The 12,334-nt window shown below is 71.0% G+C and carries 11 protein-coding genes; 6 read left to right on the forward strand and 5 right to left on the reverse strand.

Annotation, left to right across the window (positions count from 1 at the left end):
- Positions 1–291: 291 nt before the first annotated feature.
- The 5 genes from ACFZBU_RS21045 to ACFZBU_RS21065 all read right to left on the reverse strand — a co-directional run bounded on the left by ACFZBU_RS21045 (position 292) and on the right by ACFZBU_RS21065 (position 6,533).
- On the reverse strand, positions 292–1,362 hold the full coding sequence (locus ACFZBU_RS21045) for an SIS domain-containing protein (protein ID WP_391585154.1): 1,071 nt from the start codon (positions 1,360–1,362) through the stop codon (positions 292–294).
- 350 nt (positions 1,363–1,712) lie between these two features.
- Complete coding sequence (locus tag ACFZBU_RS21050) at positions 1,713–3,179, reverse strand: glycoside hydrolase family 3 protein (protein WP_391585155.1); 1,467 nt, start codon at positions 3,177–3,179, stop codon at positions 1,713–1,715.
- A gap of 6 nt (positions 3,180–3,185) precedes the next feature.
- Complete coding sequence (locus ACFZBU_RS21055) at positions 3,186–4,019, reverse strand: carbohydrate ABC transporter permease (protein ID WP_391585156.1); 834 nt, start codon at positions 4,017–4,019, stop codon at positions 3,186–3,188.
- The gene (locus ACFZBU_RS21060) at positions 4,016–5,020 is read right to left on the reverse strand and encodes a carbohydrate ABC transporter permease (protein ID WP_391585157.1); all 1,005 of its coding nucleotides are present in this window, start codon (positions 5,018–5,020) and stop codon (positions 4,016–4,018) included. The genes ACFZBU_RS21055 and ACFZBU_RS21060 overlap by 4 nt, the downstream gene beginning before the upstream one ends.
- 220 nt (positions 5,021–5,240) lie before the next feature.
- Positions 5,241–6,533 (reverse strand): extracellular solute-binding protein, encoded by a 1,293-nt coding sequence (locus tag ACFZBU_RS21065; protein WP_391585158.1) that lies wholly within the window; start codon positions 6,531–6,533, stop codon positions 5,241–5,243.
- A 323-nt stretch (positions 6,534–6,856) separates the two neighbouring features.
- On the opposite strand from ACFZBU_RS21065, the gene ACFZBU_RS21070 reads away from it, so the two are divergent.
- The 6 genes from ACFZBU_RS21070 (at position 6,857) to ACFZBU_RS21095 (ending at position 12,300) form a co-directional block, all read left to right on the forward strand.
- Complete coding sequence (locus ACFZBU_RS21070) at positions 6,857–7,642, forward strand: GntR family transcriptional regulator (RefSeq protein ID WP_391585159.1); 786 nt, start codon at positions 6,857–6,859, stop codon at positions 7,640–7,642.
- A 218-nt stretch (positions 7,643–7,860) separates the two neighbouring features.
- Positions 7,861–8,586 (forward strand): dethiobiotin synthase, encoded by a 726-nt coding sequence (bioD, locus tag ACFZBU_RS21075; protein WP_391585160.1) that lies wholly within the window; start codon positions 7,861–7,863, stop codon positions 8,584–8,586.
- A gap of 5 nt (positions 8,587–8,591) precedes the next feature.
- Positions 8,592–9,626 (forward strand): biotin synthase BioB, encoded by a 1,035-nt coding sequence (bioB, locus tag ACFZBU_RS21080; RefSeq protein ID WP_391585161.1) that lies wholly within the window; start codon positions 8,592–8,594, stop codon positions 9,624–9,626.
- Between the two features lie 147 nt (positions 9,627–9,773).
- Entirely contained in the window at positions 9,774–11,465 is a 1,692-nt protein-coding gene (locus ACFZBU_RS21085) for an acetolactate synthase (RefSeq protein WP_391585162.1), read from the forward strand.
- 23 nt (positions 11,466–11,488) lie between these two features.
- A complete protein-coding gene (locus tag ACFZBU_RS21090; protein ID WP_391585163.1) occupies positions 11,489–12,052 on the forward strand; it encodes a GNAT family N-acetyltransferase in 564 nt (187 codons plus the stop codon).
- A 53-nt stretch (positions 12,053–12,105) separates the two neighbouring features.
- Complete coding sequence (locus ACFZBU_RS21095; protein ID WP_020557291.1) at positions 12,106–12,300, forward strand: hypothetical protein; 195 nt, start codon at positions 12,106–12,108, stop codon at positions 12,298–12,300.
- Positions 12,301–12,334 lie beyond the last annotated feature (34 nt).

Consider the following 12,334-nt stretch of genomic DNA (forward strand, 5'->3'; position numbering starts at 1 on the left):
GGCGCGGTGTCCCCCCCCCCCCCCCCGCGTGACACCCGCGCCCCCCCCAGCGCCACCAACCCCCCCCGGGTCGCGGGCCGGGGGGGGCCCCCCCGGGGGGGGGGGGCCCCCCCCCCCCCAACGCCGTGGGCCACCGGTCCGGAGCAGGCCCCCTCGCGCCCCTGAAACCGCAACCTCCACACCACACGCCACGGGTGGAGCGGGTGGGTGAACAACCCAAGCCACCCACCTCGCAACCACAGCCGCCGAACCCGAACCGACCCGACCCATCAGGGCCATGCGGCCACGAACTCAGTGGGTCTCCGTCACCTTGGCGAGCGCACGGGGGGCGTCCGGGTCGAGGCCTCGGGCCATGGTGACCTCGTAGGCCAGGAGTTGGAGGGGGATGATCTCCAGGATCGGCTGGACCTCCTCGGCCACACCCCCGGGGAGGACGAAGCCGGCCGAGGCCCGGCCGACCTGGTCGGCCGTACCGATCACCATCAGGTCCGCACCGCGGCCGCGCAGTCGCTCCAGGACCGGCTGGAGCGCGTCGCCGCCCTTGCCGTCGGGGACGACCGCGATCACCGGGCTGACGTTGTCGACCATGGCCAGCGGCCCGTGCAGCAGGTCCGCGCCGGAGAAGGGCTGGGCCGGGATGTAGCTGGTCTCCATGATCTTGAGCGCGGCCTCCCGCGCCGTCGGATAGCCGTAGCCGCGCGAGGTGATCACCAGGCGCTGCGCGAAGCGGTAGCGCTGGGCCAGTTCGGCGACCTCGTGCCGGCGGTCCAGGACGTCCTGGGCCAGCGTGGGCAGCAGGTCGGCCGGCGAGGTGTCACCGCCGCGCAGGCCCTCGACGAACAGGTACAGCGCGAGCAGTTCCGCGGTGTACGTCTTCGTCGCCGGCAGCGCCTTCTCCGGGCCGGCGAGCACGTCGATGTGGAACTCGGAGACGGCGGCCAGGGCCGAGTCCGGGTTGTTGGTCACCGCGAGGGTGATCGCGCCGGCCTTGCGGGCCGCCTCGGTGGAGGCGACCAGGTCGGGCGAGCCGCCCGACTGGGAGACCGTGATCACCAGGCAGTCGGTCAGGTCCGGCTCCGCGCCGTAGGCGGTGGTCGTGGACATCGAGGTGAGCCCGGCCGGCTTGCCCAGCAGCACCTCGATCAGGTACTTCGCGTACAGCGCGGCGTTGTCGCTGGTCCCGCGCGCCGTCAGCAGCACGAAGCGCGGGTTGCGCGCGGCGATCTCGGCCGCGATGGCCCGGATCGTCGGAGCGCCCTCGGCCAGGATCCGGCGCAGGACGGCAGGCTGCTCCGCCATCTCGGCGGACATGATGGTGCCCCGGTCGGGTCCCAGGGCGTCACGGTCGTCGGTGGCGGACATGGTGCGGCCTTCCGTTGGTTTCATGTGGTGCATGAGTGCTTGCAGTATTTTTCGAGGCACCGGGGGCTTCGCTCGGCCGGGCAACCCGGACGGCTCGGACAATCCACGCAGGACACGCAGGCCACGCAGGCCCTTGATGCCCGGCCTCGCCCGGTACCCGGGCTCCCCACCCAGGCTCCGTCTACCCAGCCCCTGGCCGCCGACTCCCGATGCCGGGCTCCCCGAGCCCGGCCCCAGTCTCCGGCCTCCCGGTGTCGCGCCGGTTCACGGCGTCCGGACGCATCGTGTCGAACGGGTTCACAGCGTCCGGACGCATCGTGCCTGGCTACGCTCCGGGTCGATCCGGGCCGTCAGCCCAGCCGGCGGCCGGTCAGGATCTCGGCGGCGGCGATGCCGCAGACCGTGGCGGCGCCGTGCGTGGCGAGGTGGGCGGTGCCCGGAGTGGCAGCTCCGGGGATGCCCATCTCGACCACGACGGCGTCCGGCCGCGCGGCGAGCAGGCTCGCCACGATTTCGCCGGCCCACTCGTGGTGGTCCAGGTTGCGGACCACCAGGATCAGGGGGCGGTCGGTCGCCGCGCGCAGCACCTCGTCGATCAGCTGCGGCTCGGCGGTCCGCGCCCGGGTGACGGTGGTGCCGGGCAGGGCCTCGGTCAGGACCGGGGCGATACCCCACGGGGTCTGCTCGCCGACCGCGATGTTGGCGGTGGGCGACAACTCGACCACGTGTGCGGGGGTGCTGATCGGCGTCACCGTGCCGGTCACCCGCACCGCGCGGCGGGCCGCGTCCAGGCCGAGCGCGTAGTCGACCGATTCGGCCGCGCCGACCTTGGCCCACGTGGCCAGCTCGTGGACCCGGGTGGCCGCGTCGACCAGGCGCTCCTCGGCGAGCCGGCCCTCGCGGACCGCGTTCACCAGCGCGTCGCGCAGGTGCAGCACGGTCTCCTCGTCGCACAGCCCGCCGCCCACGCACACCGCGTCGACGCCGGCCGCGATCGCACGCACCGTGCCGTCGGCGATGCCGTAGGTGTCGGCTATCGCGCCCATCTCGATCGCGTCCGTGACGATCAGGCCGGTGTAGCCCAGTTCCTCGCGCAGCAGCCCGGTCATGATCTTGCGGGACAACGTCGCGGGAAGCTCGGTGTCGTAGGCGGGCAGCACGATGTGCGCGCTCATGATCGCCTTGCTGCCCGCCGCGATGCTCGCGTGGAACGGGACCAGCTCGCGCGCGGCCAGCGTCTCGCGCGAGGCGTCCACGCGCGGCAGCCCGTGGTGCGAGTCCATCGCGGTGTCGCCGTGGCCGGGGAAGTGCTTGACGCACGCGGCCACGCCGGCGGCCTGCAGGCCGGTCACGTACGCGGCGGTGTGCCGAGCGACCAGCTCGGGGTCGGACCCGAAGGACCGCACGCCGATGATCGGGTTGTCCGGGTTGGAGTTGACGTCGGCCGACGGCGCCCAGTTGAGGTTGACGCCGCACGCGGCCAGCTCACGGCCCAGCCCGCGGGCGACCGCCTCGGTGGTCGCGGTGTCGTCCACCACGCCGAGCGCCAGGTTGCCCGGCCAACGGCTGCCGGTGTTCACGTGGATGCGGGTGACGTCGCCGCCCTCCTCGTCGATCGCGACGACGAGGTCGGGGTTCTCCCGGCGCAGTTCCTCGGTCAGTGCGGTGACCTGCTCGGGGGTCGCGACGTTGCGACCGAACAGGCCCACCGAACCCAGTCCGCCGGCGATGTGGTGCCGCAGCCACCCGGGCGCGGTCAGGCCGTCGAACCCGGGCTGCAGGACGGCGAGCGCAAGGCGCTCGAGACGTTCGGACATGGTCGATCAGCCCTTTACCGCGCCGGAGGTGAGACCGCCGGTGACCTTGCCCTGCAGGACCAGGAAAATCGCAAGAACCGGAAGCATGAACAGGGTGGAGGCGGCCATGATGGCGCCCCAGTCGATGGTGATTCCGTTGCTGAACGAGTTGAGCCAGGTCGGCAGCGTGCGCTGCTCCGGCTTGTTCAGCAGCAGCGCGTTGGCGAACGCGAACTCGTTCCACGCGGTGATGAAGCCGAACAGCGACGTGGACAGCAGACCCGGGGCCAGCAGCGGGAAGACGATCTTGCGGAACGCGGTGAACCGCGAACAGCCGTCCACTCGTGCGGCCTCTTCCAGCTCGACCGGAATGCCGCCGAGGAAGCCGCGCAGGGTCACGATCGAGAACGGCAGCGTCATCACGAAGTAGATCGCGGTGAGCATCGGCAGCGAGTCGAGCAGGTCGTTGTCGCGCGCGATCAGGTACATCGGGATCATCAGCGCTTCCCACGGCGCCATCTGCGCGATGAACACCATCAGGATGAAGGGCGCCCGGCCCTTCCACTGCATCCGGGCCACCGCGAACGCGGCGAAGCACGCGACGATCAGGGCCAGGAGCACGCCCACGCCCGCGACCAACAGGCTGTTGCGCCAGTAGTCCCAGAAGTGCGGCTCGCTGGTCGCGGTGTCGAAGTTGTGGAACGAGATCGAGCTGGGCAGGAATTTCGGCGTTGCCGACTGGATGTCCTTGGCCGGCTTGAACGCGGTGAGGATCATCCAGTAGACCGGGAAGATCGACACGGCGAATACCAGCAGCGCCGCGATGTTGAGCGGAATCCGCTTCAGGGTGCGCGCCTTCACTTGTCGGCCTCCCGTTCCTGCTTGAACATCTGACGGAAGTAGAAGACGAGCATTACGGCGAGGATCACCACGGTGATCGTGGAGATCGCCCCGGCCATGTCGAACAATTTGGCCGACATGCCCTGCTGGTAGGCGTACACGGGCAGCGTGCGCACCTCGTTGATCGGACCGTTCTCACCCGCGATCGCCCAGATCTGGGCGAAGGACTTGAAGATCCAGATCACTTCGAGCGAGGCCACCAGCGCGAAGATCGGGCGCAGGATCGGGAAGGTGATCGAGCTGAAGATCCGCACCGGGCCTGCGCCGTCGAGGCGGGCCGACTCGTAGATGTCGGTGGAGACCGTGGTCAGACCGGCGTACAGGGTCAGCGTCGCGAAGGGGATCGACTGCCACACGATGAGCAGGGTGACCACCGTCAGGGTGGATCCGGCGTGCCCGAACCACGTGTAGCCCTCGTAGTCGAAGCCGAGCTTGACCAGCGCCCAGTTGACCACGCCGTTGTCGGAGCGGAAGAGCCACTTGAAGATCGTGGTCGCGGCGATGACCGGCGTCGCCCAGGCGGCGACCAGGCCGATCAGCACCACGATGCGCATGGACTTGCCGAGCTTCATCAGCATCAGCGCGCACAGGGTGGAGATCACCATGATCGCCACGACGTTGACCGCGGTGAAGTAGAACGTACGGCGGGTGACTTCCCAGAATTCGCTGTCCTTGAGGATCTCCTGGTAGTTCTCCCAGCCGACGTAGTCGGCCGATCGTGAGATCAGCTGCTTGAAGCGGTAATGCTGGAACGACAACATGACGTTCCGGACCACCGGATAGAACAGCAGGAAGACGATCCCGAGGATCGCGGGCGCGACAAGAAGGTATGGGGTGACCGACTTGACGATCCCCGACGGCTTGCGTGGGGGCTTCGTTGCGCGTCTGGCGCCGGAGGGCGCCTGGTTGCGCGGGGGCTGCGTAGGTGTCGCGACCACCGCATCTGCCTTGGAGGCTGACACAGCTGCCTTCCCGTTGTTCGGTGTCGGGGGTCTCCGGCCCGTCCGGCCCGGTGGCGGGACGTGGCGAGAGCGCGGAGCCGGCGACGGGGGTCCGCCGGCGGGCCGCGCCGGGTGGGCCGGGCCGGTCCCGCCCCGGAGGAGTGCCCCGCGGCGGGAACCGACCGTTCGGCCCGACTGCGCTTCACCCGATCCGCTCGGCGGTTCGGGTGCACGCGTCAGGTCAGTTCTTGGTGTTCAGCGTCTTCTCGATCGACGCGTTGGCTTCCTTGCCGGCCGCGGCCGGGTCGTTGCCGGTCATCACCTTGGTCAGGTACGCCTTGATCGGGTTGTTGTCCTCGACCGAGGCCCAGTTCGGCGAGTTGGGGGTGGCGAAGCCGTTCTTCGCGCCCTCCATCATCGCCGCGCCGCCCGGGTCGGCCGTGACGGCGCCGGCGAGGGTGGTCTTGTTCGGGAGCTGCTTGGTCGCCTGCGCGAGCTTGGTCTGCCACTCGTCGCTGTTGATCAGCTTGATGACGTCGTAGGCCAGGTCCTGGTTCTTCGACGCCTCGGGGACCATCAGGTCGGAACCGCCGGTCAGCGCGGCACCGGCCTTGCTCGCGTCCTTGCCCGGGATCGGGAAGAAGCCGAACTTGTCCTTCAGGGCAGGGTTCGACTTGATGATCGTCTCGGCCTCGCCCGGAACGGCGATGAACTGGGCGATCTTGCCGCCGTCGGCCGCGACGACCTCGGGCTGGGTCTTCTCGTCGCCGTCCTTGGCGGCCTTGCCGAGCGCCTGGAGCTCCTTGTAGAAGGCGGACGCTGCGGTGGCCGGCGCGCCGTCCAGGTTGGCCTTCCACGCGCTGCCGGACTTGGTCGCGATGTCCGCGCCCTCGTCCTTGAGCAGGCCCGCGTAGAAGTACCAGTTCTGCCCCGGCAGGTAGATGCCCTGCTGGTCGCCGGTGTTGAGCTTCTTGGTGGTCTCGATCCACTCGGCGCGGGTCTTCGGCGGCTGCACACCGGCCTTGGCGAAGAGCTCCTTGTTGTAGATCACGACGCGGTTGGCGGCGTAGAACGGGATGCCGTAGGTCTTGCCGTCGACCTTGCCGGGCTCGGACAGGCCGGTCAGCCAGTCCTTGCCGCCGAGCTCGGTGACCTTGGAGCTGAGGTCCTTCAGACCGCCCGAGGCGCCGTACTGGGCGATCTGGGTGTTGCCGGCCTCGACCACGTCGGGGGCGTCGTTGCTGGCGAGCGCACCGGTGATCTTCTGGCCGATGCCGTTCCACTGCTGGATCTGCACGTCCAGCTTGGCGCCCGGGTGGTCCGTCTCGAACTTCGCCTTGAGCGCGGCGATGTAGTCGTCGGGTGCGGAACCCTTCATCAGCCAGACCCGAACGGTCTTGCCGTTGGCCGCGGCCGGCGCGTTGGAAGCCGCCGGCTTGTTGTCCTTTTTGTCATCGCTGCTGTCGGATCCACAAGCGGCAACACCGGTCAGCGCCGCCGCGACACCGGCCGCGACGAGAAGACGACGCTTCACTACATCCTCCTCAGGATGTCGGGCACCGCAGTTCGGTATGGAGTTGCCGATGTCCCCCGTCGGATCCGTGTGGTGCGCGGACCGACCGAGTCCCCCACTGGGGAGGGGACTCGAATGGGAAAACACTGACGCACCAGGGACGAGGGTTGCGCGGTGACCATCAATGGTTTAGACCATTTCGGAGGTTGGCATAGACCAATTGGGGTGTCAAGGTTCCGTAGACGGCGAACCCGCGCCGTTATCGGACCGACATCCGCACTCCTGGTCCTGGGGGGATCGGTGGTCGTGCCACGATGGGGACCGAACGTGTCAGGAGGGCACCGGTGACGGCGGAACACGCGATCACAACCGCGGCGGACAGTGTGACGGCAGGAGGCGACCCCGGCCTCGAGCCGAGCGCGCGCGTGCCGAAGTACTACCGCCTCAAGCGCCATCTTCAGGAGCTGACGAACACCCAGCCACCAGGCACACCCGTGCCGCCGGAACGCACCCTCGCGGCGCAGTTCGACATCTCCCGCACCACGGTGCGACAGGCCCTTCAGGAACTGGTCATCGAGGGCCGGCTGGAGCGCGCCCAGGGCCGGGGCACCTTCGTGGCCAAGCCGAAGGTCGCGCAGAGCCTCCAGCTGACCTCCTATACCGAGGACATGCAGGCCCAGGGCCTGGAGCCGACCTCTCGGCTGATCGAGATCGGCTACATCACGTGCGACGACCACCTCGCGGAGCGGCTGGCGATCCGGCCCGGCAACCGGGTGCTGCGGATAGAGCGCCTGCGGCTGGCCAACTCGGAGCCGATGGCGATCGAGACCACGCACCTGTCCACCAAACGTTTCCCGGGCCTGCGCAAGCACCTGGCCAAGCACAACTCGCTCTACCGAGCCCTGTCCGCCGGCTTCGACGTGCACCTGGCCGAGGCCGAGGAGACGATCGAGACCGCGATGGCCACCCCGCGTGAGGCGGGGCTGTTGGGCACCGACGTGGGTCTGCCGCTGTTGCTGTTGTCCCGACACAGCTTCGACACCGACGGCGAGCCGGTCGAGTGGGTCCGTTCCGTGTACCGGGGGGATCGGTACAAGTTCGTCGCCCGGTTGCGCCGCCCGCAGGAGTGAGACCGGGCACCTCGCCCGTGCGCATGCCATCGGCCGGACGGCCCGGTTCCACCCGGGCCGTCCGGCCGATCGCCGAAGGAAGGCCGTTCGCTCCCCCAGCCCGTGCGCCGGGCCGCCCGTACGGCGGTCACGCCGCCTCGCCGAGCCGGGCCCGCAGGGCGGATGCCGGGCGTCGCGGTGCTCGGCGTGCGATGGAAGACAGGCCCTAGGCTCACGCCATGAGCGTTCTCGTGGTGACCGGTACCGACACCGGGGTGGGCAAGACGATCGTCACGGCGGCCGTCGCGGCGATCGCGGCGGTGCGGGGCGGCACGGTGGCCGTGGTCAAGGCCTCGCAGACGGGCGTGGGGCCGAACGAGGCGGGCGACCTCGCCGAGGTGCGGCGCCTGGCCGGGGTGACCGATCTGCACGAGTACTCGCGCTATCCCGACCCGCTCTCCCCCGCCGCCGCCTCCCGGGTCTCCGGCCTGCCGCCGGTGGACCTGTACGGCGTCGCCGACCGGGTCCGCGCGCTCGCCAAGGAGACCGACCTGGTCGTCGTCGAGGGCGCGGGCGGCCTGCTCGTGCGCTTCGACGACGAGGGCACCACGATCGCCGACCTCGCCCACGAGCTGAAGGCCGGCGCGCTGGTGGTGGCCCGGCCCGACCTGGGCACGCTCAACCACACCGCGCTCACCCTGGAGTCGATGGCCCATCGGGGTGTGGATCTGGTCGGCGTGGTGATCGGCTCCTGGCCCGCCGAGCCGGACCTGGCGATGCGGTGCAACGTCCGGGATCTGGAGACCCTCGCCGCCCGGCCGCTGGCCGGTGTGCTGCCCGCCGGCGCGGCCTCGCTGCACCCCGCCGACTTCCTGCTCACCGCCCGCGCGAGTTTGTCGCCGGCGCTGGGCGGTACCTTCGACCCGGCCGCGTTCCGCGCCATACAGGATCCGACCGCAAGGTGAGCGACATGACGGAAACCCTCGACAGTGACCGTACGCAGACCGTGAACGACGACATCCTGGCCGTGGCCCGGCGCCAAGTCCTCGACCGGGGAGAGGGCCTGAGCGCCGATCAGGTGCTGGCCGTGCTCGAACTTCCGGACGACCGCCTCGAAGAGCTGCTCCAACTCGCCCACGAGGTCCGGGTCCGGCACTGCGGGCCCGAGGTCGAGGTCGAGGGCATCGTGTCGGTCAAGACCGGTGGCTGCCCCGAGGACTGCCACTTCTGCTCCCAGTCGGGCCTGTTCCCCTCCCCCGTGCGCGCCGCGTGGCTGGACATCCCCTCGCTGGTGGAGGCCGCCAAGGAGACCGCCGCGACCGGCGCCACCGAGTTCTGCATCGTGGCCGCGGTGCGCGGCCCGGACGAGCGCCTGATGAAGCAGATGCGCGAGGGCGTCGCGGCGATCCGCGCGGCCGTCGACATCAACATCGCCGCGTCGCTGGGCATGCTCACCCAGGAGCAGGTCGACGAGCTCGCCGACATGGGCATCCACCGCTACAACCACAACCTGGAGACGGCCAAGTCGTACTTCACCAACGTGGTCACCACGCACACGTGGGAGGAGCGCTGGGACACCCTGCGGATGGTGCGCGCGGCGGGCATGGAGGTGTGCTGCGGCGGCATCGTCGGCATGGGCGAGTCCGCCGAACAGCGCGCCGAGTTCGCCGGTCAGCTGGCCGAGCTGGAGCCGGACGAGGTGCCGCTGAACTTCCTCAACCCGCGCCCGGGCACCCCGTTCGCCGACCAGGAGGTGCTGGAGCCGCGCGAGGCGCTCAAGATCATCGGCGCCTTCCGGCTCGCCCTCCCCCGGACCATCCTGCGCTACGCGGGCGGCCGGGAGATCGCGCTCGGCGACCTGGGCACCCGCGAGGGCCTGCTCGGCGGGATCAACGCGGTGATCGTCGGCAACTACCTCACCACCCTGGGCCGCGCCGCGGACGCCGACCTGGAGCTGCTCAAGGAACTGAGCATGCCGGTCAAGGCGCTCAACCAGACGTTGTAGTGCCGGCGCGGCGAAGGCCGCCCCGACCCGCCGACAGCCGCACGATCCGGGGCCGTCGGCGGTTCGCCTCTTACTGACCGGTAGCGCACGCGGATAGGTTTCCCTGCGGCACGGGGCCCGCCGTGTCCACGGCGACGGAGGTCGGGCATGCGCACACGACGAGGGGCCGAGGAACGAGACCACGCCGACCGCACGGTCGAGGGGCACGGTGGCACGCTGGCCGTCGCCGCCGCCCGGGCGCACGGCATCGACACGATGTTCACGCTCTCGGGCGGGCACGTCCTCCCGCTCTACGACGCCGCGGCCGGCGCCGCGCCGCCGATGCGGGTGGTGGACGTACGACACGAGCAGACCGCCGTGTTCGCCGCAGAGGCGACCGCCAAGCTCACCCGCCGGCCCGGCCTGGCCGTGCTGACCGCGGGTCCCGGCGTCACCAACGGGATCAGCGCGGTGGCCACCGCCTGGTTCAACGGCTCGCCGATGCTGGTGCTGGGCGGACGTGCACCCGCGTTCCGCTGGGGCTCGGGGGCGCTCCAGGAGCTCGACCATCCGCCGTTGCTGGCGCCGATCACCAAGCGTGCGGCGACCGTGCACGACACCGACCGGATCACCGCCGAGGTGGACGCCGCGCTGACCCTGGCGAACAGTCCGCACCGGGGTCCGGTCTTCCTGGACGTGCCGATGGACGTGCTCTACGACCGCGCCGAGGTGTCGCTGCCGGATCCGACGCCGCCGGTGCCGGTGCTGCCGGACCCGGATCCGGTCGCCGAGGTCGCCGACCTGCTCGCCCGCGCGGCGCGACCGGTGCTGGTGCTCGGCCAGGACGTGTGGATCGGCGGCGCCGAGCACGCCGCACGCCGGGCCGCCGAGACCATGGGGATACCGGTGGTGGCCAACGGGATGGGCCGCGGCGTGCTGCCCGCCGGCCACCCGCTGCTCGCCGGTCGAGCCCGGCTGACCGCCCTCGGCGGCGCCGACCTGGTGCTGGTCGCGGGCGCGCCGCTGGACTTCCGCTTGGGTTACGGCAGTTTCGGCGGCCGGGGCGGCGGAGCCCCCGCCCGCGTGGTGCACCTGACCGACGCACCCGCGGGGCCGACTGCGCACGCGCACTGCGCGATGACGCTCGCCGCGGACCTGACCGCGCTGTTCGACGCGCTCACCGCCGCGTGGGAGCGGGTCGGTCGGGTCGGCATGTACCGGATCTGGGCCGCGCACGTGCGCGACGCGGCACGCACCGCCGCGCAGTCCGACGCACCACTTCTGGGCAGCCCCGGCCGGCCGATCCATCCGGCGCGGGTGCACGGCGAGTTGCTCCGCCGGCTCGACGAGGACGCCGTGGTGATCGGCGACGGCGGCGACTTCGTCTCCTTCGCGGGCAAGTACATCGAACCCGCCCGCCCGGGCGGCTGGCTCGACGCGGGCCCGTACGGCTGCCTGGGCACCGGCCTGGGCTACGCGCTGGGCGCCCGGCTGGCCCGCCCCTCGGCGCAGGTCGTGCTGCTGCTCGGGGACGGTGCGGCGGGCTTCTCGCTGATGGACGTGGACACCCTGGTCCGGCACCGCCTGCCGGTGGTGCTGATCGTCGGCAACAACGGCTGCTGGGCACTGGAGAAGCACCCGATGCGCATGTTGTACGGGCACGACGTGGCCGCCGACCTGACCCCGGGCACCCGCTACGACGACGTGGTGCGCGCCCTGGGCGGCGCGGGCGAGACGATCACCCGCTCCGAGCGGATCGGCCCGGCACTGCGTCGGGCGTTCGACTCCGGCGTGCCGTACCTGCTGAACGTGCTCACCGATCCGGAGGCGGTCTATCCGCGCACGACCATGGGCGTGTGATTCACCGCGTAAACTGGACGGCTATGAGTCCTCCCCCTTCCGCCGCCGCGGCCCGAGCGCACGACCACCACCCCGCACCGGCCGGCGTCCGCATCCGCCAGGCCCGTGCGGAGGAGTACGAAGCGGTGGGAGACGTGACCGTCGCGGGCTACGCGGGCCTCGTCGCCGCCGACCAGGAGTACGTCAACGATCTGCGCAAGGCCGCGCACCGGGCGGAGAACTCCGAACTGCTCGTGGCCGTGGACGAGAGCAGCGGCGAGATCCTGGGCACCGTGGCGTTCGTGCTGCCCGGCAGTGCGTACGCGGAGGTCTCCCGGGAGGGCGAGGGCGAGTTCCGGATGCTCGCGGTCAGCCCGGCCGCCCGCGGTCGCGGCATCGGCGAGGCGCTGGTGGAGGCGTGCCTGGAGCGGGCCCGCAAGTACCACTTCACCGCCGTCGCGATCTCCACCGTGTGGGACATGCGCGCCGCACACCGGCTCTACGCGCGGATGGGCTTCCACCGCGCACCCGAGCGCGACTGGTGGCCGGTGCCCGAGGTGGAACTGATCTGCTACCTCAAGGACCTGCGCGAGGCCCCGCAGGTCTAGGCCAGGCCGCTCCCAGCGCCGGCAGCGCGTGGCGCAGGCCGTAATCTACGGCCGTGACCACCGATGCAGCCTTCTGCGACCACTGCGGCGAACAGCTTGCCGGCGCCGCGCACGACGACTGTGTGCGGCGCCGCGAACTCGAACCACCCCGCTATTGCGGTCGGTGCCGGCGACGGATGACCGTTCAGGTGACCCCGCGCGGCTGGACCGCCAAATGCGTCGAGCACGGCGTGCTCACGTCGATCTGACCCCCGCGGTCGGGCCGACGCAGCCACCCCGGCA

Origin of the sequence: Embleya sp. NPDC008237 (assembly GCF_042956465.1) — a bacterium.
GTDB lineage: Bacteria > Actinomycetota > Actinomycetes > Streptomycetales > Streptomycetaceae > Embleya.

Coding starts and splice junctions, on each gene's coding strand:
- ACFZBU_RS21045 (WP_391585154.1), bottom strand. CDS start 1,362: ATGTCCGCCACCGACGACCGTGACGCCCTGGGACCCGACCGGGGCACC.
- ACFZBU_RS21050 (WP_391585155.1), bottom strand. CDS start 3,179: ATGTCCGAACGTCTCGAGCGCCTTGCGCTCGCCGTCCTGCAGCCCGGG.
- bioD (WP_391585160.1), top strand. CDS start 7,861: ATGAGCGTTCTCGTGGTGACCGGTACCGACACCGGGGTGGGCAAGACG.
- bioB (WP_391585161.1), top strand. CDS start 8,592: ATGACGGAAACCCTCGACAGTGACCGTACGCAGACCGTGAACGACGAC.
- ACFZBU_RS21085 (WP_391585162.1), top strand. CDS start 9,774: ATGCGCACACGACGAGGGGCCGAGGAACGAGACCACGCCGACCGCACG.
- ACFZBU_RS21090 (WP_391585163.1), top strand. CDS start 11,489: ATGAGTCCTCCCCCTTCCGCCGCCGCGGCCCGAGCGCACGACCACCAC.